This window comes from Endozoicomonas gorgoniicola, from assembly GCF_025562715.2.
Lineage (GTDB): Bacteria > Pseudomonadota > Gammaproteobacteria > Pseudomonadales > Endozoicomonadaceae > Endozoicomonas_A > Endozoicomonas_A gorgoniicola.
The window spans coordinates 2724995-2749361 of record NZ_JAPFCC010000001.1; the positions used below are offsets into that span (position 1 = coordinate 2724995).

The 24367-nt window shown below is 49.3% G+C and carries 18 protein-coding genes; 6 read left to right on the top strand and 12 right to left on the bottom strand.

Annotated features, from left to right (window positions below):
• The first annotated feature begins 2 nt into the window (after positions 1-2).
• Both NX722_RS12500 and NX722_RS12505 read left to right on the top strand, forming a co-directional pair.
• Positions 3-1898, top strand: a complete 1896-nt coding sequence (locus NX722_RS12500) for a tetratricopeptide repeat protein (RefSeq protein WP_262568267.1) — start codon at positions 3-5, stop codon at positions 1896-1898.
• On the top strand, positions 1892-3709 hold the full coding sequence (locus NX722_RS12505; protein ID WP_262568268.1) for a BatD family protein: 1818 nt from the start codon (positions 1892-1894) through the stop codon (positions 3707-3709). Before NX722_RS12500 ends, NX722_RS12505 begins: the two co-directional genes overlap by 7 nt.
• Before the next feature lie 70 nt (positions 3710-3779).
• Here the strand turns inward: NX722_RS12505 and NX722_RS12510 are convergent, their stop codons facing one another.
• The 8 genes from NX722_RS12510 to NX722_RS12545 all read right to left on the bottom strand — a co-directional run bounded on the left by NX722_RS12510 (position 3780) and on the right by NX722_RS12545 (position 15417).
• On the bottom strand, positions 3780-6149 hold the full coding sequence (locus NX722_RS12510) for an efflux RND transporter permease subunit (RefSeq protein WP_262568269.1): 2370 nt from the start codon (positions 6147-6149) through the stop codon (positions 3780-3782).
• Positions 6133-7170, bottom strand: coding sequence for a WD40/YVTN/BNR-like repeat-containing protein (locus tag NX722_RS12515; protein WP_262568270.1), 1038 nt, complete (start codon positions 7168-7170; stop codon positions 6133-6135). The genes NX722_RS12510 and NX722_RS12515 overlap by 17 nt, the downstream gene beginning before the upstream one ends.
• Before the next feature lie 20 nt (positions 7171-7190).
• Positions 7191-8564 (bottom strand): DUF1329 domain-containing protein, encoded by a 1374-nt coding sequence (locus NX722_RS12520; protein WP_262568271.1) that lies wholly within the window; start codon positions 8562-8564, stop codon positions 7191-7193.
• A 24-nt stretch (positions 8565-8588) separates the two neighbouring features.
• Positions 8589-10658, bottom strand: a complete 2070-nt coding sequence (locus NX722_RS12525) for a DUF1302 domain-containing protein (protein WP_262568272.1) — start codon at positions 10656-10658, stop codon at positions 8589-8591.
• A 181-nt stretch (positions 10659-10839) separates the two neighbouring features.
• A complete protein-coding gene (gene pepN / locus NX722_RS12530) occupies positions 10840-13503 on the bottom strand; it encodes an aminopeptidase N (RefSeq protein WP_262568662.1) in 2664 nt (887 codons plus the stop codon).
• 24 nt (positions 13504-13527) lie between these two features.
• Positions 13528-14382 (bottom strand): DUF2797 domain-containing protein, encoded by an 855-nt coding sequence (locus NX722_RS12535; protein WP_262568273.1) that lies wholly within the window; start codon positions 14380-14382, stop codon positions 13528-13530.
• A gap of 36 nt (positions 14383-14418) precedes the next feature.
• Positions 14419-15111 (bottom strand): SDR family oxidoreductase, encoded by a 693-nt coding sequence (locus NX722_RS12540; protein WP_262568274.1) that lies wholly within the window; start codon positions 15109-15111, stop codon positions 14419-14421.
• Positions 15112-15150: 39 nt separating this feature from the next.
• Complete coding sequence (locus NX722_RS12545) at positions 15151-15417, bottom strand: DUF1315 family protein (protein ID WP_265442354.1); 267 nt, start codon at positions 15415-15417, stop codon at positions 15151-15153.
• Between the two features lie 97 nt (positions 15418-15514).
• Here NX722_RS12545 and NX722_RS12550 point away from each other — a divergent pair, with 97 nt between their 5' ends.
• The 3 genes from NX722_RS12550 (at position 15515) to NX722_RS12560 (ending at position 20346) form a co-directional block, all read left to right on the top strand.
• On the top strand, positions 15515-17278 hold the full coding sequence (locus NX722_RS12550; protein ID WP_262568276.1) for a trans-sulfuration enzyme family protein: 1764 nt from the start codon (positions 15515-15517) through the stop codon (positions 17276-17278).
• 224 nt (positions 17279-17502) lie between these two features.
• Positions 17503-18828 (top strand): hypothetical protein, encoded by a 1326-nt coding sequence (locus NX722_RS12555; RefSeq protein WP_262568277.1) that lies wholly within the window; start codon positions 17503-17505, stop codon positions 18826-18828.
• A gap of 237 nt (positions 18829-19065) precedes the next feature.
• Positions 19066-20346 (top strand): C2H2-type zinc finger protein, encoded by a 1281-nt coding sequence (locus NX722_RS12560; RefSeq protein WP_262568278.1) that lies wholly within the window; start codon positions 19066-19068, stop codon positions 20344-20346.
• Positions 20347-20438: 92 nt separating this feature from the next.
• Here NX722_RS12560 and NX722_RS12565 read toward each other — a convergent pair whose 3' ends face one another.
• The 4 genes from NX722_RS12565 to NX722_RS12580 form a co-directional block, all read right to left on the bottom strand.
• On the bottom strand, positions 20439-20714 hold the full coding sequence (locus NX722_RS12565) for a hypothetical protein (protein WP_262568279.1): 276 nt from the start codon (positions 20712-20714) through the stop codon (positions 20439-20441).
• Positions 20715-20809: 95 nt separating this feature from the next.
• Positions 20810-21355 carry a hypothetical protein gene (locus tag NX722_RS12570; RefSeq protein WP_262568280.1) on the bottom strand — a complete coding sequence of 182 codons (546 nt, stop codon included), beginning with the start codon at positions 21353-21355 and terminating at the stop codon, positions 20810-20812.
• A 67-nt stretch (positions 21356-21422) separates the two neighbouring features.
• The gene (locus NX722_RS12575) at positions 21423-22292 is read right to left on the bottom strand and encodes a rhomboid family intramembrane serine protease (protein WP_262568281.1); all 870 of its coding nucleotides are present in this window, start codon (positions 22290-22292) and stop codon (positions 21423-21425) included.
• Between the two features lie 54 nt (positions 22293-22346).
• A complete protein-coding gene (locus tag NX722_RS12580; protein ID WP_262568282.1) occupies positions 22347-23240 on the bottom strand; it encodes an NAD(+) kinase in 894 nt (297 codons plus the stop codon).
• Positions 23241-23405: 165 nt separating this feature from the next.
• On the opposite strand from NX722_RS12580, the gene NX722_RS12585 reads away from it, so the two are divergent.
• Entirely contained in the window at positions 23406-24362 is a 957-nt protein-coding gene (locus NX722_RS12585) for a DUF1853 family protein (RefSeq protein WP_262568283.1), read from the top strand.
• The last annotated feature ends 5 nt before the right edge of the window (positions 24363-24367 follow it).

The following is a 24367-nucleotide window of genomic DNA, read 5'->3' on the forward strand; positions in this document are numbered from 1 at the left end:
GCATGACAGAGTTTTTTTCTCAGTTTCATTTTCTGCGTCCAATGTGGTTGCTGATGCTGTTGCCCAGCCTGTTGCTGCTGACACAGGTCTGGCGACAACAGCAGACATCGGGTAACTGGAGCAAGGTCATCGCACCCAGGTTGCTGGCTCACCTGATCCATGGCGAAACCCACCAACCGCAGCGTTGGCCATTAGCTCTACTGACCACCGGCTGGATTCTCGCCTGTATCGCCCTTGCCGGCCCAACCTGGCAGAAGGTTACAACACCTGTCAGTAAAAGCCAGCACCCTCTGGTTGTGGTGGCAGACCTGTCTTACCACCAGTACGCTACCGATCTACCACCGGACAGAATGACACGATTACGTTATAAACTGCTGGATCTGTTTCGTCTGCGACAAGATGGGCTTACGGCTATCGTCGTCTTTGCCGGCGGCGCTCACACCGTTTCTCCTTTAACAGACGACACCCATACATTATCAAATATGGTTCCGGCACTCAGTCCGGGCATTATGCCTGAACAGGGGCAAAATCCGCTGAGTGGCATTGAGCAGGCTATCAAACTGTTATCCCAGGGTGCCAGTGAGCAGGGTGACATCCTGTTGATTACCGACAGTATTCCCAGTTATCAAATCTCGGATATCGAAACGTTGATAAAGCAGTCAGGCCACAAACTGTCAATTCTTGGCATTGGCTCTGAACAGGGTGCGCCTATTGCGATTCCCGGAGGGGGCTACCTGAAAGACAATCAGGGAGCCATATTGGTACCGAGACTAAACAGAACAGAACTACAGCAACTTACCCGGGCAGTTTCTGGCCAGTATCGGGATTTGTCACTCGACAACAGTGACCTTGATGCCCTGTTGCCAAAACCCGATGCCTCGGATTCAGTGGTTAAGGTTGACCGTCAGTTCGACCAGTGGCATGACGCCGGTTACTGGCTGGTGTTGCTTCTCCTGCCTCTGGCGCTGATCAGCTTCCGCAAAGGCTGGTTACTGGTGCTTTTTGTACTGTTCACCGCCCTGCCTGAACAGCAGGCAATGGCTTTTGAATGGTCTGTACTCTGGAAAAACACAGACCAGCGTGGTGCCGCAGCACTTGACAACAACGATCCGGAATCCGCCATACAACTGTTTAAAGACCCGGACTGGAAAGCTGAAGCCCTCTACCGTAACCAGCAGTTTGAAGACGCTGCCAGCTTTTTTAGTGAGTCTGAAACTGCGCAGGGCTTTTACAACCAGGGCAACGCCCTGGCGAAAGCTGGCAAGCTGGACGATGCCATTGCCGCCTATAACAAGGCAATAGAACTGCAACCGGACATGGACGATGCAAAGTTCAACAAAGCGTTGCTGGAAAAGCTGAAACAACAGCAGGAACAGCAAAAACAGCAGAACCAGGACGACAAAAACCAGCAGGAACAACAAAACCAGCAGAACCAGAACGACAAAAACCAGCAGGATCAGCAAAACTCTGAAGGTGAACAGCAACAGTCGCAGGACAGTTCCCAACAAGATCAGGAAAACCGTGACTCTCAGAATCAACAGGCTGACGATCAGCAACAATCTGAACAGCAACAATCTGAGCAACAGGAAAGTCAGCAGCAAGAGCAACAAAAACAGGACGCTCAGCAACAGAATGCGCAAACCGAAGAACAGAAACAGGAACAACAGGAACAGCACTCTGCCAGCCAGCAGCAGGCAGACAGAGAACAGGACGAACAGCAACAACAAGCCATGATGGAACAACCGGCAGAAGAACTTGATGCCCAGACCCCCGACCAACAGGCGGTGGAAAACTGGTTGAATACCATCCCTGATGATCCGGGTGGGTTATTAAGAAGAAAATTTCTGCATCAGCAACAACTCAGGCAGGAAAACAGACAACAGGAGCGTGCATGGTGACGTCAGCACTCTATAAATTACCAACGAGATTAACGGCAAAATCGCTGACGGCTACTAAATCGCTGATGGCTACTAAATCGCTGATGGCTACTAAATCGCTGATGGCTCTGCTTCTGTTTATGTTTGCTGGCTCAGCCCTGGCTGCCACATTCACAGCAACGGTTGACCGTACCGTTATTGCCCCCTATGAAACCGTGGAACTGACACTGCGAACGGATAAAAGCACCGATCTGGAACCTGACCTGTCCGCCCTTAATCAGGACTTCGAAGTCGTTACCACACGACAGAGCCGACAGATTCGTATCGTCAACGGACAGACAGAATCCTGGCTGGACTGGGTGGTTACACTGGCACCTAAACGTGAAGGCCGACTGGTCATTCCTGCACTGAAGCTGGGTAGCCTGTCGTCGGAGCCAATCCGGATTCAAGTGCAGAAGGGCTCATCCGTCGCCGGCAACAACGTCAGCCCGGTCTTTATGCGCACGGAAGTGGATAATGAGTTTGTTTATGTGCAGCAGCAGGTTGTTCTGACACTCAGAGTGTTCTACCGGGTTAACCTTTATGACGACAGCCGTTTATCCCCACTGAACATTGACGGCGCAATTGTTCAGCAACTGGGCGACACCCGTAAGTATGAAACCATCATTGATGGTAAGCGCTATGGTGTGCTTGAGTTGAAGTTTACCATTCACCCGCAAAAAACCGGTCCGATGAAAATTCCTGAATTGGTCTTCAACGGTACTATGGCTGAACGCAACGACCCGTTCGGCAGTATGTTCTCCCTGTCCAGCGGCAAGCCTGTTGTCGCCAGGTCTGCCGAAATCATTCTGAACGTGCAACCCCAGCCTGCCAGCTACAGTGGCAGGGCCTGGCTACCGGCTTCTGACCTTTCCCTCAGTGAATCCTGGAGTCAGGACCTGAACGACGAGGTCCATGTGGGGGACGCCATTACCCGAACCATTACCGTTGAAGCCGATGGACTCACCAGTGCGCAACTGCCCACCATTCCCAAACCAAGGCTGCAGAATGCCAATATCTATCCAGACCAGTCTAAAACCGAAGACACACCGACGGATACCGGCATCATTGGCAAGCGTATAGATGCAGTGGCGATCATACCGACCCAGCCCGGCGAAATGACTCTGCCAGCCCTGCGCTACAGCTGGTTTGATGTCACCAGCAATGAAGAAAAAGTGGCGGAGCTGCCAGCCAGAACCATCAGAGTGCTTCCGGCAGCTAATGCAGCAGCCATTCCGGCACTGCCAGCTGCCACCCCGAGTGACAAAGCCAGAGCCGACACACAAACTGCTAACTGCTCACCTCCAGAGGTTATGAAAACTAACCCCACAGCCATTGGTAACCCTTACTTCTGGCCTTTTCTGACCGGGCTGTTTGCACTGCTGTGGCTGATCAGCACCTCTCTCTGGCTTCTTGCCAGACGCCAGCGGATCCCGGTTGTCACAGATACAGTGCAGGAAGATAGACAGCTCCAGTCTGAAGCTGACGCATTCAAATTGTTCAGGGAAGGCTGTGAGCAGAGAAACATCAATGAAGTGAAGCTGGCATTAACCATTTGGTGTCAGAGCCTGTTCAGTGAACAAGACCTGTCTACTGTTGAACGCTGTCTGGCAAAACTTGGTTCCACTGAACTCCTGACCCTGTTCCAGCAGATGGACGCTGCCGTCTACTCGCCCGACAAGGGTGACGTGCCTTTCCCTGATATTTTGCGTGAATGTGAAAAGCTCAGAAACCAGCACCTGAAACAGACGAAAAAGAATGACTCGTTACCGGGTCTGTACCCTACCGATTGATCTATCTTTCCTTTCATAACGAAAAGCCTTGCAATTTCGCAAGGCTTTTCAATATTGATACACAGTCGAGCTAGATAGTAGAACCTGCCAGCTTACTCTCTCTATCACTGGCTTCTGTTTTTTTCACATAACTCTCCGGCTTGAGCAGAAACCGGGCGAGCGCAGGTAGCAGCCAGATCGCCCCAATCATGTTCCAGATAAACATAAAGGTCAGCAAAATGCCCATATCTGCCTGAAACTTTAGCGGTGAGAATATCCAGGTTCCGACACCAATAGCGAGGGTGATACCCGTGAATGTCACCGCCTTCCCCGTAGTCTGCAGGGTCTTATGATAGGCCTCCTGCAAGGGCAGCCCCTGTTTCAGAAAACTCTCCAGGCGACTGTATATATAAATGCCATAATCCACACCAATACCGACTCCCAGCGCGATCACCGGCAACGTGGCCACCTTGACTCCAATCCCCAGAAAAGACATCAGTGCCTGACACAGAACCGACGTCAACCCCAGAGGAATCACAATACAAAAGACTGCGCGAATAGAACGGAAAGTCAGCAGGCACAGGAGACTGACGACCAGGTACACCCACATCAGCATCTGATTCTGGGCCTGAGAAATGACTTCATTGGTAGCAGCTTCAATGCCAGAATTACCACCGGCCAGAACAAACTGCACATGCTCATTATTATTCTCATCAGCAAACGCTTTAGTTTCAGCCACTACCCCGGACAATGTATCGGCTTTATGATCATCCAGATAGAGAATCACCGGCACCATGGAACAGTCGCTGTTATAAAGCCCTCTAAGAGAAGAGACCGAACTGTTAAGAACATAGGGGTTGCGGGACAGTGTCTGCCATTTGAGACTTCCCTCGTTCAACCCTTTAACCACCTGCTTGGAAGCTGTCACCATCGACAATGCCCGTTGTACGCCCGGCACATTCTCCATACGCCACATATAGCGGTCTATTGATTCCATCACCGGATAGGTTGAACACTGCTCAGCCCCGGTTTCCACCATAACCACAAACAAGTCGGCACTGGTCGAATAATTAGACGTCAAAAACAGATTATCCCGGTTATAGCGGGAATCTGGATGAAATTCCGGCGCTCCGGGATCAAGGTCACCTATTTTAAGGTCTGCTGCCTGATATAGCCCCCAGCCAAATCCCAGTAAAGCAATAATGACAGAAACCGGCACAACCCCGGGGTGGGCAAAGTTTGATAACAGGTTCCATACTCCACCTTCATTATGCTGGCGCTCCCGGATACGATGGATGGACTTCTGGCTAGTCCCAGCGTAAGACATAAGCACCGGTAAAAGCACCAGATTGGTCATAATGATGACAGCAACGCCGATACTGGCCGCCAGGGCAAGATCCTGAATAACCTGTATTTCAATAATCAATAAGGTAAGGAAACCAATGGCATCGGATGCCAGCGCCACCATACCCGGAACATAGAGACTCCGGAATGCACGACGGGCGGCAGTCGGCTTGTCGGCCCCCGCTGCGGCTTCCACACTAATGCTGTTGATGATCTGAACACCGTGACTGACACCAATGGCAAACACCAGAAACGGTACCAGCAGAGAGTACAGGTCAAGGCCAAAGTCAAATGTGGCCAGCAGCCCCATCTGCCAGACGACTGCTACCAGAGAAGTGATTAATGGAATAAATGTACTGCGCAAAGAGCGGGAATACAGAAACAGCAACAGTGCCGTAATGACAATGGCGACCATAAAGAACAGTACAATAGACTGAACACCTTCAAACAGATCGCCAAAAATTTTGGCAGTACCAACAATATGGATATTGACGCCCAATTCCATATATTTACTGCGTAACTGCTCCAGTTGTTCTGACAGCGTCTTGTAATCCAGCCGCTCACCGGTTTCCGGATTCGTTTCAAACAACGGCAGGCTGACAATACTCGACCTGAAGTCGTTTGCCACCAGCTGACCTACCTGACCGGAACGCAGAATATTAGTACGCAATTCATCCAGGCTGGCCTGTGAACCATCATAGCTTTGTGGAATAACCGAACCGCCAGCGAAGCCTTCTTCTGTCACCTCGATCCAGCGAACATTCGGGGACCAGAGAGATTTCAACTTGGGACGATCAACACCTTCAAGATAAAATACTTCGTCGTTTATCTGGCGCAGAATATCCATATAGTCTGCTGAGAAAATATCCCCTTCCCTGGCCGCCACAGCAATACGTACCGTGTTGCCACCGCCTGTTCCATCACGGTGCTTAAACATATTTTGAATATAAGGGTGCTGCATAGGCACCATTTTTTCAAAGCTGGCGTCAACCCTCAGCCCGGTGACCATTTTCCAGGTCAGGAATAAAGTGACCAGAACAAAGAATACGCATACCTTGATCCGGTTATGGAAGATCATTCGCTCCGAAATTGACCCAACACTATTGGTTCTTTCCATTAATTCTCTTAACGCCCCCCTGCCCAACGACAACAATGGCACCATCTGAAGCTTCAGCCAATGCCGACAGAGACATTCGGTCTTCACGGTGGGTGATTTGCCAGCGGCCAGTCAGGCCCGAAAGAACCGTGCCGGAAGTACCCACCAGAAAGCTACTACCGTCATCCAGCAACAGAGACCCAAACAGAGAGTTTTCAGTCCCTGAAGCCAGTGCCAGCCATGATTTCCCATTATCCTGGCTGCGGAAGACATTGCCTCTCAACCCATAAATAATCACTTCATCTCTGCTGGCGCTGACACCGAACAGGGAGCCTTCATAGGGACCGGTTAATGTATTCCAGGTTTTACCTGCATCAGCGGAGTGATACAGAATGCCTGCCTCACCGGCAAGGTACAGGTTATTGAGTCCATCGCTGGCAATACCGTTGTAATGAAACTCATCTTCGTTGTTGATACTGTCACGAATATCGGTCCATGTTTGACCACCGTCGTCGGTACTCAATATCGTGCCATAGGCACCTACCGCAAGCCCCTGCTGTTCACTCCGGAACCAGACATCCAACAGGGGCGCCTGCATTTCGATATCCCGGTAAACCCGTTGCCAGTTTTCTCCGGCATCTTCTGATTTCAGGATCAGGTTGTCATGGCCGACGGCATAGCCCACGCCTCCGGAGGGGAAGGTCACTGCGGTAAGCATCTGAATCGTTGGCACCCGGGACTGTTGCCAGGAACGCCCATCATCATCAGAAAACAATATATGTCCCCGGTCGCCTACAACAACCAACCGCTTACTATCCGGCAGGCGGGTAATATCCAGTAGCAGCGAAGCGGTGGCCTTGCTGGATATAACGGCATAGCGTTCTTTAGTGACCGTGTCTGAAGCCTGACTATCGATGGGTAAACCACCACTAAGCAACACGGCAATGACAAACAATAAAGTACCGGGAAATCCTGAGAGGCATCGGGCCTGCCTCCAGGAACAAAACAGTTTTATCACCGGCAGACTGGAGAGTCTGGTCATGCTAGTCCCCTTCTGTCTTATCAACGTCGTCCACGTCGACGCAGAGCAGAAGGTTTGAAGTCTTTCAAATCCGGTATAGGCTTGTTAAAACTGACATACCGAGGTTCTTCATTCGCCAACCCCTGGGCATGGTAACGCCGGGAACGAAGGTCGTGAAAAACATCCAGTCCGGTCCATACCGTTGGCCGATCATAAAAATTTATCAGGTAAGCCATGCTGACACGCCATAACTCCCCTCGCCCGTCATACTGATCCACCACTGCCGCGCCCCAGCTGTCTTCATCGAGGTATAACACCCGTTTGGAATAGATGTGCCGTTTACCAGGTTTCAAGGTACCTTCTACCACCCAGACCCGGTGCAGTTCATAGCGGGTGTACTCTGGATTGACATGCCCGACCATTAACAGGTCATCATACTTTACATCAGGGCTGATCAGCCGGTAATTGTGATAGGGAATATAGATTTCCTTCTTGCCCAGCAGCTTCCATTCATAGCGGTCTGGTGCGCCGTTATACATATCGGTGTCGTCTGCGGTGCGCAAACCCTCTGATGCCGCAATAGGGGTATCGTAAGAGAGGTTGGGCGCCCTGCGTACCCGTCGCTGTCCGGCATTGTAGCTCCACGCCTGCCGTGGTTGTTTAACCTGGTCAAGGGTTTCATGAACCAGCACAGCCCCACCGGCCAATCGGGCAGGTGAGCGTGCAAATGAAAGATAATAGAAAATAACATTGTCCAGACTCTCTTCAGACCCTCCGGGCAGATTATAATTTACCAGAGCCTCCTGCTGGGAAGTCGACAAAGAATAAGAGCCATTACGAAGGACAGGTGCCTCGGACGAACGTCGTACGACATATTCGCCACGATAGCGCACTATATGATTCCACAGAACCTCCAGCCCATTCTGGGGAACAGGGAATGGATAGGCATCATAAGCACCGGAAAAACCATTGCCCTCTGGTAGCAACTGCGCTTTAGTTGCCGCTTTGCGGGTATTATTGTAAATCCGGCCAGGCTGCCTGGCGGTACGGCGGGTCTTATACACCGGTATTTTGAACGTTTCCGGATAAGCCTCCATCAGAGCCAGCTGCCCTGCGGTCAGTTTCTTCCTGTACTGATCGACATTTTTTGCAGTTATGGTAAAAAGTGGCTTGTCATCTGGAAACGGGTTCAGGTAATGACTGCCCGGTTTAAAGCCTTTGGGTATTTGCGTGTCTTTAATGCCGCCGTTCCAGGCAGGAATCGTACCTTCTTTGTTTCCTGCCTTCTCGGCACCAATGGGAGTAAGATCCTTCCCAAGGCGCTGTGCTTCAAACTCTGGTACTGCTGCCCTGAGCTGGCAGCTGGCAGTGATCACCAGGGCGCTGACCAGAAAGGTAATGTTCTTATTATTCATTATTGAATACCTGTAATCCGTCGCTTAAAAATAATATTTCACATTAAAAGCAACATTGTCCCTGTCGTGTAGAGAGTTGGTTCGTTCAGAGCCGAAGAAAGTGGTATAGGCAAGACCTGCTTCGACGGTATTCATGTACAAACCATTTAAAGCCATGGTTACTGCCTTGCGACCTTCCAGAAAGTTACCGGTCAGTCTGGAATTACCGTGGACATCGTGCCTGAAGGTTATTACCGGATTCAGGTTGATGCCGGCCATTACATCATTTAACTCGCCGGAAAGCACCGCAGTATAACCCCAGCTGAATTTATCCAGACGGTCGCTGGCAGGGTGATAATCCTCTTCAAACCCTTTCCCCCAGGGACCGGATGCGGTCGATACATAGTTGTCATAATCATCGAGCCCCTGAATCAACTCAAAGGATGGCTCAAAAATGCCATATAAACCGTCAAGCCCGATACGCGGTCCAAAATTGCGAATAAATACCAGGGTTCCCGTCCACAGCCTGACCTCCTTATAGTTTTTATAGGGTCCACTGCTCATGCAGTACTGTTTAGCCGGCTCAGCCTGGGACAGGTTATCAAAGCAACCCAGCTGAGGTTTGGCGACGGAGCCAAGAATCTTCGCCATATTGTCATTGACACCCGCCACAAGATCATTGGGGTGATCAATCCACATGGGTGCGTTAGGCCGATAAGCCAGCTCACCAGCGATGGAAGTACCTTTGACAGCCGTATTGAAGCTGATGCCATACATCTGTATGTCTTCGGGATAAACCCTGGTGGCAGACACGCCATTGGAAATCACATGAGCGCCCGCAGCTGCTCCCTGTATATAGGTATTACAGCTGGTAGCGTCAGTGCAAGCTCCCTGTTTAACCAATAAGTCCTGTAATGTTGCCCCACCATAACCGGGAACCGCCTGTCCAAGTGCCGCATTCAAATTCGCAGCATTGGCACCGGCCAGTCCAAGCGCATTCCGGGCAACTGACTGATCGAGCTGTGCCTGAATATAGGGGACATGAGAGTTATAATTGACAAAGTAAAAACCAAACTCCGTATCATTCAGTTCTTCTGCAAAATACTTGAAATTAATGCCCCACTGTCCATTATCGCTGGCATCTTTTTCAGTGGATGTATCCGTAACAACGATATAATCACCCTGTGTATTAATCGCCATATCGCTGTAAAGGCTTCTCGTATTAGCCAGCCCATAAACACCGGACATAAGATTCAGACTGTCCGGAATCTGGTTATACCCCTTCGTCCCACCATCGGTGAACAGATCATTGGTGCTGAAGAAAGTCCCCCGTCCCGGAGTCACCGAGCTCTCCCACTCAAACTGGTAATAGGCGGCCATGGACAGGTTATCAGTCACTCCCAGCCGGAAAGACAGGGCATGTTGCGGAATCAGCAGGTCTTTCACTTCCGACCCCGGTAAGGCAAAGGAAGCGCCATCCATTGCATTAACGGTATTAATGCCATCACGATAAAATATCCCTTCTCCCCAGTTGATCACCTGTTTACCAAAACGCACATCCAGAGGCATTTCCCCAATATCCCAGGCACCGTAAATATAGGCATCCTGAATTTTGGCATCATGTCCCTGCCCGTCCAGCACATCGTTTGACCAGTCATCAGCGTAGGGATAGGTATTGGTCTGATCGGGCGAACGCCCCCGGTTGGCATCTGGCCAGTGGTTGTGACGGTCCATCATGTGGGTGTCGTAAAATGCGGTGCCACGGATAAACAATCCATACTGATCTTCCCAGTCCACTTCCAGATCAGCGGAGATTCTGAACACCTGCGACACTACCCCGGTATCATAGGCCCGGTTGCCATCGTTAGTGTTGACATCATCATGGTTGGGGGTTGAGCTGCCTTTGTAATGTTTCATATCCTGTCCCTGTACCCGCCACAGGGTTCCATAGGACAAAGTGGTATCAAGAGCGCCGGTCATGGAGCCAGAATCATCGGAAAATTCAAGGGAATAAGAAGGAAAGGCGAGTAACAATCCAGCTAGCGAAAAGCCTGCTAGCGAAAAGCCAGCCTTAACCGGGGCTATGCGCAAAGCGGGTGTGCGTTCGGGCATCATAATATGCTGACTCCCTGTCGTGCGTATTTGTTTTTATTATCAGGTGTTGGACAGCTATCTCTTTTGTTTACAGCTACATCACATCCCGAGTCAGGCGGTACGGAGAACAATCCTTTAACTCCGTACCAATCACAGAGTCCAATATTTACTCAGCAAATGCAAGTAGCTGACAAACAGCCACTTACAGGCTCTTGTTCACCACCTCATACACATCGGTAGAAAGGTCATGCACCGCCTTGATTCGCTGCAAGGCTTTTTTCATTAAGCCGCTCGCAACCGGCTCAAATTTCTTCCAGCGCGTCAAAGGCATCATGACACGGGAAGCCACCTGGGGATTCTGTTTATCCAGCTCTATCACCCGGTCGGCAAGAAATTCATAACCAGCGCCACCTGTCGTATGGAAGTGGGTCATATTGCGGGTGAAGCCACCAATCAGCGCACGTAGCTTGTTCGGACTGGTTGAGTCAAAACTGTCATGCTGCATCAATGCCTTTACCTTCTCCACAGTACCCAGTTCCGCACTGGAGGACTGCACCGCAAACCAGTCGTCCATAACATTGGCGTCGTCTTTATAACGGTCATAAAAATCGGTCAACATCTGTTCAACCAGATGTTCATCACGATGACGTGCATTCACAATACAGCCCAGAGCAGCCCGTCGATCCGTCATACTGGAGGCAGCGTTATACTGTTCAGCCGACCGCTGCAAATACCCCGCATCATCCACCGCTGCCAGATAACCCAGACAGACATTCTTAAGGGTTCTCTTGGCAATATCAGAGGCTTCAGGTCGATAATCACCGTGGTTTAGCTCGTTATGCAGCTCGTTATACAAAGCCAGCAATGCCGCTGAGTGCGTTTCAGCAATGGCCTGTTTCACCTTTTTGCGGGCAGCGACAATCGCCAGAGGCTTAATCTCCTCAGCCTGTTCCGCCAGACTGGCTTCAGTAGGCAGGCAGAGCATTTCTGCCTTAACAGCATGTTCCAGTTTCGGGTCCGCAATCAAGGCACCAAAGGCATCCACCAGCTGCGAGTCAACGGCCTGCTCCGCTTGTTCATCAAACTGCTCAACCAGCTGTTCAATCGCCATAACCCCCAGACGCTGACAGGCATCCCAGCGATTAAAACTATCAGTGTCGTGTTTCATCAGGAACACCAGGTCGTCTTTGCTGTAGTCATAGCGAACACGTACCGGTGCCGAGAAGTTACGCAGCAGCGACGGCAGAGGCTTACTCTTGCAGCCTTTGAAAACAAAGGTTTCTTCTGACTGTTTAATGGACAGAACCTGCTCCCTGTTTCCTTCTGAGTTGCCGCCCTCTGCATTCAGTGGCAACAGCTGACCCTGCTCATCCAGCAGTGCCAGACCCAGGGGAATATGGAACGGTTTCTTGTGTTCCTGTCCCGGTGTCGCAGGACAGCTCTGGGCGATGGTCAGATGATAATCTCCCGTCTCCGCCTCATAGCGGTCTGTCACGGTAATCACCGGCGTACCGGACTGGCTGTACCAGTTCCTGAACTGTGTCAGATCAACACCGGAAGCGTCTTCCATGGCTTTAACAAAGTCTTCACAGGTAGCCGCTTCGCCATCGTGACGATCAAAGTACAGGTCGGTGCCTTTGCGGAACTGATCCGCTCCAAGCAGGGTATGAATCATCCGCACCACTTCACAGCCTTTTTCATAGACCGTCAGGGTGTAGAAGTTGGAAATCTCAATAAACGACTCTGGACGAATCGGGTGCGCCATAGGTCCGGCATCTTCGGCAAACTGCGCAGTACGCAACACAGCAGCATCCTGAATCCGCTTTACGCCACGGGAGTTCATGTCAGCAGAAAACTCAGCGTCACGGAACACCGTAAAGCCTTCCTTCAAACTCAGCTGGAACCAGTCCCGACAGGTCACCCGGTTGCCGGACCAGTTATGGAAATATTCATGGGCAACAATGGCTTCAATCTTCTGGTAGGTGGCATCAGTGGCGGTTTCCGGACTGGCCAGTACGCACGACGAATTGAAGATATTCAGCCCCTTATTTTCCATGGCACCCATATTAAAGTGATCCACGGCCACGATCATAAAGATATCCAGGTCGTATTCACGACCATAGACCTCTTCATCCCATTTCATGGATTTTTTCAGGGAGACCATGGCGTGATCGCACTTATGAATATTGTGGGATTCGGTGAAGAGTCGCAGTGTCACTTCCCGACCATTCATAGTGGTGAAATGATCTTCAACGTACTCCAGATCACCCGCCACCAGCGCAAACAGATAGCTCGGCTTTTTAAACGGGTCTTCCCAGGTGACATAATGACGGTCGTTATCCAGCTCACCCCGGTCAATCGCATTACCGTTTGCCAGCAGTACCGGATAGCGCGCCTGACTGGCAATAACTTTAGTGGTAAACACCGACATGACATCGGGGCGATCCAGATAATAAGTAATCTTGCGGAAACCTTCGGCCTCACACTGGGTACAGAACATACCGTTGGATTTGTACAAACCTTCCAGCGACGTATTTTCCTGAGGACGAATACGGGTCACAATCTGCAACTGGAAACGTGGCTGTTCAACGGGCAGAGTCAGACTGCCTTTTACCAGCTGGTACTGATCTTTTTCCAGCTCCTCTCCATCCCGATGCAGGCTGACCAGATCCAGCTCCTCACCATGAAGCGTCAGAGCAGGCAAAGCTTCGCCACGGTTGGCATCTTCATTCAGGCGCATCTGTAAAACCGCAGTGACCAGAGTGTGATCCTCATGCAGGTCAAAGGTCAGATGGGTGGTATCAATCCAGTAATCAGGTGCCTGATAATCTTTCAAATAAATAGTGCTGGGTTGTGCGTCTTTCATCATTTACTCCTGATTGATGGTGTTTTATGCGCAATGCGTAAAACTGACCTGATACGAAGTGTGTTTGCGGATATTCAGCACACCGGTATCCAGTATCAGGTACTGCCCTTTAATGCCCTGTAGCACACCTTCTATTGTGGGTGTTTTATCAAACGACAGTGAGCTGATTTTTGAGGGATACTGCTCAACCGGGTAGAGAATATCAATCATCGTCGGGGTGGCAACCGGCTGAATCGCCTGAATGCCAAACTGTTCCTGCAAAGCGGTGATGCGGGAACGGTTCATATCCATCAGTTCCCGGGCAGAGGTCGCCAGATCCAGAGGTTCGGCAGTGCCTTTCAACATGGCTCGCCAGTTAGTACGGTCGGCAACAAACTCTTTAAACAGGCTTTCCAGCAGACCAGACTGTTGACGGGTAGCCACCCGCATAAACGCCATGGCCTGGGTGGCTCCCTGGTCAATCCAGCGGGTTGGCATCTGCGATGCCCGGGTAATGCCCACTTTCAGGCCGGAAGAGTTTGCCAGATAGACCACATGGTCAGTCATACAGAACTGCTCCCCCCACCGGGCATCCCGACAGGTTCCCTGATGATAGTGGCACTTTTCCGGACTCATAATGCAGATATCGCACTGGGGCAGTTTTTTAAAACAGGGATAACAGTAACCCTGACTAAAACTCTTTTTCGTTTTGCGACCACAGTGACAACAGTTGATCTCACCCTGATAGTCCAGAACAATTTTGCAGCCAATCAGATTGTTCATCGTGATCAGGTCATCACCAACCGGCAACTGATAAACGACAGTTCCCTGCAATTCAGACACCATTTTACGCAGGTTTCCGGTCACTGTACCATCCGCTTCTGTAACGTCAATTGACACTATAATTTTCTCTCTTTATCCCTTGCTGACAGTTCATCACCAGGGGATAGTGCTGCCATCAAAGGCCCAAAAGCTGCCGGATTGCTCATCAGTCAGCTGACTGATAATACTCATCATTCCCGCAACACTTTCCCGGGGGGTGAAAGTCGCTTTTTCTCCTCCCATATCGGTCTGTACCCAGCCAGGGTGCAAAGCAACCGTTTTGACCCCCTGCTCCCGCAAGTTGTTAGCCGCACTCACAAGAATCTGGTTCAGAGCCGCCTTCGAAGCCCGATAGCTGTACATTCCTCCCGATCCATTATCTTCAATGCTGGCAACACGAGTGGACAGAGCCGCGATGGTTTTATAAGTGCTGGCAGCAAGGTTATCCTTCAACGCCTGAATTAACAGGGCCGGAGCAACCGTGTTGACAGACAGCACATTCAGCCAGTCAGCCTGATTCATATGGCCCAGCTCAGCGCAGTTTTCACCTAAAACCCCAGCGTTAAGGACGAGATGGTCAATAGCACGTTCTCCAAGACGTTCTGCCAGTGCCTGAATATCAGACTCGATGGCAACATCCAGTGCCTGCAGCTCAATCTTTCCGTATTCCTGCGCCACTGCCGCCAGTGATTTTGCACTTTGTGGATTGCGGCAGCAGGCAATAATATTCCACCCCTTGTCTGCATACTGGTGGACAAACTCCAACCCAAGACCACGATTGGCTCCGGTAATTAAAACGGTATACATAAAATAACTCCTTACAAAAGCTAAGTCGTTCAGTGCAGGTCAGGTATCCCTGAATCGCAGGATACTGGCAGGCTCGTCCTCTGCTTGCGCCGGTGTCTGACGGCTTTTACAACTGACCGGCATATAACCAGTACGCTGCTCTTCGGGCAGATGCTCAAACTCCCAGGCAATCAATGCCTGAAGGCTGGCCTCGCGTTCCTGTTCGGACAGCCTTCTGCCATCGGGCCAGCATCCTAACTCAACCGACTGTTTCAATACCTGATAAAGATCAGGATTCATCATTTCAAGAAAGTCCTTTAACTGCATGTTGACCTCTTATTATTACACTTGCCTTGTCAGCCAGACCGATTGATGCAAAGCTGATTCTGGATTCTGTAATCATGGCAACCTTCAAGAGGCTCCAATGACAACAAACCCTTCTGTTTCACTTTTGAAAACATTATCACCGATTCGAAATTCAACCGAGTGCCAGGAGGCACCCGAACTGGCGAAAGAACAGTTACTGCACTTTGGCATAAAGCCCGGCTCAGAGTACGGTCAGGCACTGCTGAAGGCCACCACTCATCTGTATCAAACCTTTGGTGAACTAAACCAGGTTGAAGCCCTGAACAACACCCTCGACAGTTTGCCACAAACTGACCGCATCAGTTACTTCAATGCTAAAAAATTCCTGTGCTTCCAGCTGGCCAAGCTGATTGATACCCTGCAACCCAGCCTCAGAGCCAGTTATCAGGCTTTGAATATGGATATCAGTAGCCGGGCCGTCAAAGGTGACTACCCGCTATTTGCCAATGTCGGCGCACTGTTTTCCGCCACCCCGGCCATTGTTCGCACCGCTACTTATTTATACGCTTGTACCGAGTGGGTGGAAGACGCTTTTAAAGGCATGGAAAGCTCACACCCGATATACTCCCGCCTGCTGAACCCAACCTCTATTTCGCTGGCCAATACCATTGTCACGCTGGAAGCAGGGAAGTATGCCGCAGACTACATGGCGTGGAATTTCAACAGCGGTATGGCTGCCATTGATGGCCTGCTCGGCAACCAGTTGCGCCATGGCGATATTCTGCTGGCGTCCCGCAATGTCTATGGTGGCACTTTTCAGCTCATCAAGGATTTTTACGCACGAACTGACCGCCTGGATATTCAGCTGGAATGGTTTGACGGTTACACCGGTGATGAATTTGCAGAGCGCATGGAAGCCGTTCGCCGTCAGCACCAGCAGGCGCTTAACGAAGGCAAGCGCCTGTTTGTTTATCTGGAATCTCCCTGCAACCCTCACGGTTATGTGCTGGATGTTCCGGAAATATGCCGTATCAGCCACCAGCATAATCATCTGGTTATGCTTGATTCAACACTGGCAACACCGTTCCTTAGCCGCCCCCTGCGCCACCCAGACAAAACCTGTCGTCCGGACTGGGTCATTCACAGCTATACCAAGGACATCTCCGGCGGGGGCTCCACCACGGCTGGCGGGGTGATTGGCGAGTCTTTCCGGATGTTCCTTCCCAAAGGCCAACAGCATAATGGCATTAACTGGGATCAGACCCTGTTCTGGGATGTGTACTACATCAAAGGCGCTTTCCTGGACGCAGACAAAGCCGTTGAGGTGATCAGTGGCATTAAAACCCTGGAAAACCGGATGCTGAGCAAGTGCATCAACACGCTGGTGTTTTCCGAGTTCCTGAACAGTCATCCGATGATCAATGTCAACAGCCACGGCCTGAAAGATCATCCAAACCGGGATCTGTGTGAAAAGACCCTGTATCTTGGCCTGCCCAGTGCCCTGTTCAGCATTGATATGGAACAGGCCAGCTTGCCAAGAGAAGCTTTTGTTCGCTTCTTCGATGCTCTGGAGCCCGTATTTGGGCACATGGTCAGTCTTGGGCAGAGCAATACGCTGGTACTCTGCCCGGCTCTGACCTCCCACTCCGAGCTGGATGAACAGGCCCAGATTGAGGCAAAAATTCACCTGACCACCATCCGTATTGCCATGGGCGATGAAAACCCCAGAGACCTGATCAACCATTTCAGGGATTGTGCAAAGCTGCATATTGATCCGGTGTCAGCGGGTTTTTCCGATGCGTTTATGGCCGGTGAAAAGGTGGAGGAGCTGATCAGAAATGTTCACCTGTCGGTGCATGAACAACATTTGAAGCATCAGTAATCCACCAGTATATACTTCCAGAAGTTTCAGGGGGCGACGCCTTCGGCGCAGCCCCCTGAAAAAATTATGGTAGAGATGAAAGTCTCATATTGACTGTTGAATAAATTCGTATCGCTGACGCAGGTTTGACAATTGCTGGTCAGGCTGCTGAATTTATTGCAAGAAGATGACAGTCAGTATGGAACTTTAATGCAATAAAGCTTAAATGTTACAAGCATATCCAAATGAGAAGAGTTATGAAGTTTATATATAACAGTTTTCTTATTTTTATCCTCTTGTTTTTTGTGCAATCTTCTTTCGGCGCAGGTGATGACTCATCAGAAGACAAAGGATCAATCTTTGTTGTTAACGACAACTCAATTGGTTTGACTGCAACCTACAAAGAATTTTTTAATGCTGAAAACACGAACACCCTCATTTTTTTAAGGAAGCACTATAACCAGATTCCCTGGCAGCTTTGGGATATTATTTCGACTTCTTCCAAAGCCCTCTTTGTTCTCAATCTCCCTTACCTGTATGGTTACACTGCCGGATTTATAGCTGGCAAGGTTCATTCCCACCACCCTGATTCTCATATACCTGCCAGGTTAAAGTCATCAGTCACTGTAATAAACACAATTGGTAATATAATAGCGCTCTCTGCTTTATCAATGATCGCAATTGAAGCATATAAAGACATATTTGGAGATAATCAGGCTACCATAGAAAAAAAAATGGCCTGTGATACGCATCATGAGCGAAGCGGGGTTATGCCAGTTTACCCTCAGAACCCCTGGCTGGGTCGCCACTTTTATCAAAAGATTCTGTTTTCCAGAGGTCAAGGGCCGAAGCTGGAAATAAATCGCTTGATAAGCCATGGCGGTCTATCTGACAACGAAGCATTGAACGACATTTCAGAATGGAGCGATCTGTACGACACTCTTTCGTGGCATCAAATAGATAAACTTGTGATAGAGCCTGATGAAAACAGCTTGAAACTGAGTTTTGAATATAACGCCATCCCTCGAAATGCTCTGCTCGTTATTGACAGTCCGGATATGAATGTTACTGCATGGGACATAGATATAAGAAAATACTGTTCTACTTTCTCAACTGACGGTGTTTACAGTGTTTTTCATAAAAATACTCTTAAAGCGATAACCAGTGCAATTAGACAGGCTGTCAGCTTTAACAATAGTGTGGCCTATTTATCTCTCAAAAAAAGCAATGTAACAAGGAGTGGTGCGGGTGCTGCAGTTGTCCGTCTGGATGATGACGCCCGTTCATCATGGGTTGTTTATTCTGATCGTGATTTTCATATAAAAACTTCAGGCTATTTTCTCATTGCTGAACCAGAGCAGAAAGCGCAAAAATTATTTGACATGGCGCTTTATATGAAGCCGAATTCTATTTCAAAGCTAAAAACTTCTCAGACAGTCTGGGAACCGGAAGAGATCGACAAATGGATTGCATTAACAACAGTAACAATAATACTTTGCTTAAGGGATCTAGCAATTGAGAAACTCACAACTTACATACCAACTGAGTACAAGATAATCAAACGGTTTTAATTCTACCCATGAACCCCGGGGTTATAGAGGCACAGAAAATTGATGTATCTGCCATTAAACAATAAACAAAAACCTATCTTGAAACAGATTTTAACTACCCTCACAAAATGGAAGACCCTTAAAAAAATTGTACTGTCATGGAGCATACTGCCTGTTATTTACACAGGTTTGGTTAATTCCTCGGACGGTAGTTACGGGTCTGGAGTCAGTCTGCCAGCGCCCATATGGCTATTGCCGATGGCAAGATTTTTCAGTGAATACCCAGCCATAGAACCCAGGGGGCAGGTCACAACCCGTTCTCTCTCAAGAACTTGTTACTCTGCTGACAATACTTCCTGCCAACTGCGGATTGACACCAAATCCGATGCGCTATTGGCGTTCAGTATTGAAGGTCCTGTGATACCCCCCGCCCCGCTGAATGGTGACCTTGTACTGAATAAGGAAGAGTTAGAAGATTTTTACACTTCGAGGGAGGTTAAAGAGATTATTAAAAAACTGTCTGAACAAAAACAGCGGGCAGATAATATCAAAAGGGAAGCAGGACAACGCTGTCAGCAGCAGCGGTCGACACTCACGCCCTTGCACATCCGGTGGCAATGTAACGATAAGGATGAATCACCGGATTATTGCAGTGTCTATTTTGGAACCCACAAGGAGGCTAAAGAAGACTACGATGAAGGTGAGCTGCTACAGCCTTTTGAGGAAGATACCGCAGAAGAAGATCAAAGTCAGGTTGATGACCTGCACGATACGCCGGAATTGAAAGTCGCGGAGGTGATATCCAACAACACTATTGTCTGTAAATTCCCCGATATGGGCTGTCATCCGATACCGGCAAATCCAAATACTCCCTGGTATAGCTCCCCATCGGAAAACTCTGATGACGATGAATCTGAGGATGATGAACCTGAGGCTGGCAAGGGTAGTCCAGACGAAGGTTCTGGCAATACACAGCAAGGTGTTAATCAGTGCCATAAACACCTACTCTGCTCTGGACAGCCCTGCAGGTTTAAGGTAGTTGTTGCCCCTGCTGAAAGCACCGAGCCAAATATGGAACCTCCTGCCAAAAGTGTAAAAATCAAACTCTCTAATGAGTCCCAAAATGAATGGTGTGATTCTACCACTTCTCAAAGTACAAACAGGCAGACAGTAAACACTGAGTTTCTCTGTAGTGAATGTAGTCCACCTCGTAACTTTCGTAACCAAAATTCCCTGTCTTCTCACACAAGTCAATGTCACACCGGAGAGAAAACCTGCCCTTATTGCCAGAAGACCCTGCCAAACGCGCAAACCCTGTACAGTCACAAAAGAAAAGATCACACCGGAGAGCAAAACTGCCCTCATTGCCAGAAGACCCTGCCAAACAAGAAAGCCCTGTCGGATCACAAAATAAAAGAGCACACCGGAGAGAAAACCTGCCCTTATTGCCAGAAGACCCTGCCAAACAAGAAAGCCCTGTCGGATCACAAAAGAATACATCGAAAGCGAAAGCCTAATGATGTAGGCCAGAGTGACTGATCTCTGTTATCACAAGTTCGCAAAAGGTAAAGAGCGATTAGCACAGCTTGCAGTGGTGGGAAAAATCAAATGAAAACTTGTCAGGTGGCGTGTTACTTGCCGGCGAGGTTGTTGACGATCTGGATCAGGAGTTCTTCAAATGTGTTAAAGCGTTTGTTGTTCTCCTTTTTTTGATCCTGAAGTTTTTGATCCTGAAGTTTTTGATCCTGAAGTTCTTTTTCCAGTTTGCGAAACTTCTCGCATTGTTCATTCAGGATAAGGCAAACAACTCCATGAGTGGCTTCGAGAATTTTGTTATTTTCATGCAACGCATGATCTGGCTGGTCAACTTTATGTTCCAGCGCAGTTACTCTGGCCTCAAGGTTCATACTACATACTTTTCTTGTTTGTTGTAGGGAACTTGAGCACAGCAGAGAATAGGGAAAAGACACCTAACAAGGCATTATGCGGAAAACCATGCAACTTAATGAGAATCAGCATTCATTAAAGCCGCATGCAGTACTTTCCAGAAAGCCACAATCGCAGAAATCATATTAAATACAGTTGCACTTGCTATAAATTCGTCTTTTAACAGTGTGTAACTGTGGTCAATGCCTTCATTGACGTCTTTTTTTGCTACACAGATACAATCCACCTCTTTCAGAGGTTCTTCTATGCCATCGCTTTCTTTGCAATAGGGTGGCATTAATTTTTTCATTAATCCTTCTGGATCCCTGTCTGCGTGCAGTTCAATACAATTACCTGTTATATAACCCTTGCAGTCGCTACCACGCGAAAAACACAACGCCTGACAAATTTCAACCATCTGCTGAAAATTCTGATGATATAGAACTCGCTCCTGGTAGTTGGTCAAAAAAAGAGGTTCTTTTAAATTAGGTGCTGTACCATCAAAGTGTGCCTGAGGATTGTTTTCAGGAGCTCTGACCTGATACATTGCGTAGCAGTGGCTATTGGCATATAAAACGCCAGCCTTTATAAACAAAAGAATAAATACAATTAATCTTGCCATGTCTTTGCATAATGAAAGTAATCAGTAGATATTCTGGCTGCTTTATGAAAATTTTCCACATAAAAAATCAGCTTTCAGGCTTGCGTAAAAACACCCCCGCCAACGCACCAGTCAACAAGCCCGACACTAGCCCGCCGGAATGCGCAGCATTGGCCATGTTACCAAAACCAATAGCGCCCAGAATGCCGGTGTAGCCAATCGCCAGCCACACCAGCATAAAGCCATAAATGGCTGGAGGCACACCAAAACGACAACGCGGGTCAATCTTCTCACGAGCCAGGCAATAGCCAAGAAAGCCATAAATCACGCCAGAAAAACCACCGAATATCGCTGTGTCTCCACCAAACACAAACTGGGCAAAGTTAGACAGAAGCCCGGTAAAGATGACAAGACCAAACAGATGCACCCCACCCTGACGAAACTCAATACGTCGTCCCAGATCAAACAGCCAGAGCATATTAAACGCCAGATGAATAATGCCAAAATGCAGGAATATCGGGCTGAGCAGCCGCCAGTACTCGCCGGAATCCAGTGTCTGGGCAAGGCTGGCAAAATAGGCGTATGGCCCGCTCACTTTGATTTTGACAAAGGTAAAATGGCTGACCATGCCAATGTTTTCACCCAGCTGGGTCAAAACCGCCACAACCAGACAGGCTGCCAGAAACAGCATTGTCACCGGAAAGCGTCGCCAGGGAATGCTTTTAATAATGCCTTCCACATTAACGCCCTGACGGGCAGGTGCCTGCTCCAGTTTCAGCAAACCGGCTTCCCAGTCACTATAAACCTGTTTGACGACATCGCCCTGCTCTTCACTGGCCGTCCAGATAACCAGCTGTCCGGCTTCTTCAGTGATCTTATGGGGCAGACCCTGCCGGTATAAAAAATAAGACAGTGGACTTAAATCTTTATGTCCTGGTATCACCAGAGCCCTGTACATAATTTACTCTTGCTCATCTATGAAAAAACCCACTGAAAGCAGTGGGCTGTCACTTTAGTCTTCATCAACGGTTATTTCATGGGGATGCCATCTCAGTTTGGAACGGCAGCCTTCATAAAAATTATGATTGACCGGATGCAACAGTTTCAGAGGCTCCGGCTTTTTACTGATGGAAATAATATCGCCCGGCTGCAGATTAATCTCGACCTGCCCGTCGCAGCTGACCACAGGATGAATCGTGTTGTCAGGGTGAACCACCAGTTGCATCTCACTGTTGCCATCGACCACCAGTGGGCGGTTGGTCAGCATGTGTGGATACATGGGTACCAGAACAATCGCATCCAGCTTGGGGTGCATGATGGGACCACCACCGGATAACGCATAAGCCGTCGATCCGGTCGGAGTAGCAATAATCAGTCCGTCTGAACGCTGACGGTAGACAAACTGGTTATCAATATACAGCTCAAACTCAATAATCCGGGTTGACTGCCCCGGATGCAGCACCACATCGTTAAGGGCATCAGCTTTTCCGATGGTTTTGCCATCGCGGATAACACTGGCGTCCAGAAGAAAACGGTGTACAAGACGGTGTTTTCCCTGCAATACCTCTTCGAGCTGAGATTCCAGTTCGTCAGGCAGAATGTCTGTCAGAAAGCCCAGCCGCCCAAGGTTTACCCCAAGCAGTGGTACGCCGTGGGGCACCATGTCTCTGGCAGCGCCTAACAGGCTGCCATCCCCCCCGACCACAATGACCAGATCACAGCACTGCCCCATATCAGCCCGGGCGCACATTTTGTAAGGATGCCCGGGTAACAGATAGGCAATAGACTCGTCCAGCAGGACCTCAATGCCCCGCTGCTGCAGAAAGTCGGTCAGGCGTTGCAGGGTCTTTTCTATATGAGATCGTCCCTGACGGCCGGTTACCCCGATACGCTTGAATGGTTCCATAGGTGTCACTTACCGTTCAGAGCCTTGCGGCTGATAGTCGTTCCAGACGGGAATAATAACCAATTTTTACCGCTTATGCCTTAACGCCACCACATTGACAAATGCTACTGTTTACTCATGCTGCCATTTACCTACAACACTATTTACCCATGAAGCTATTTACCCATGAAGCTATCAACTGACTTATCAGGTACACAACTGTCGAGAGATTTGCGCTGGATTCAAAGCAGCCCTGTGCTTTTTAACGACACCTGTCATGAATGTTTTGCCTCCAGTGTACTGCCTGAATGCAGTTCCCCCCTATTCGAGCCCGGTTATGCATTAGCCCCGGAAGCGGTTGCCTTTATTCGCAACGCCCTTGGGTATAAACGCTGGCACCTGCTGGGTATTTACTATGAAACCCTCTGGCACTATCTGCTGGATCAACACCCGGCCATTCACACTCTGGCCAGAAATCTGCAGGTGCAAAAAGCCGATCATTCGACGCTGGGCGAATTCGATCTTATTTATGACAATCTGGACACAGGCATCACTACTCATCTGGAGCTAGCCGTAAAGCTCTATCTTGGCATTCCCTGCTTCTCACAACACTCCCATTCAAGTCACTGGCACCAGTGGGTTGGCCCGGGTCTGAAAGACCGGATGGACCGAAAGCTCCACCGGCTGCTGAGTCACCAGATCAGACTTGCCCGGACCCCGGAAGGTGCTGCAGCAATTGCGTCACTGGGGGTTGCCCGGCTTTCCCGATCCATCTGCCTTCAGGGGTACCTCTTTTATCCCGTTCACGGCTACTGCCCGCCCCCACAAAACTGCAACCCTGATCATTTAAAAGGTTACTGGATTGCCGAATCGATGCTGAGCCAGTGGCTGGAGCAACAGCCTTCCGAACTCTACTATTTCAGGCCAGCAAAACTAAGGTGGCTGGCCTCACTGCACGAAAGTGAGCGTCAGAAGAAAAACGACAAAAGTAGTCTTTTACAGAGTCTGTCAGGAATCAGGCAGCCTCAGCTGATCATTGCCTGCGCAGAAGAATCAAACGGCTATAACGAACAATATCGTTTTTTTGTGGTTCCCGATGACTGGCAGAAACAGGCAGAGCTTGCCTCAGAAAAACAACAGTGAGCAGC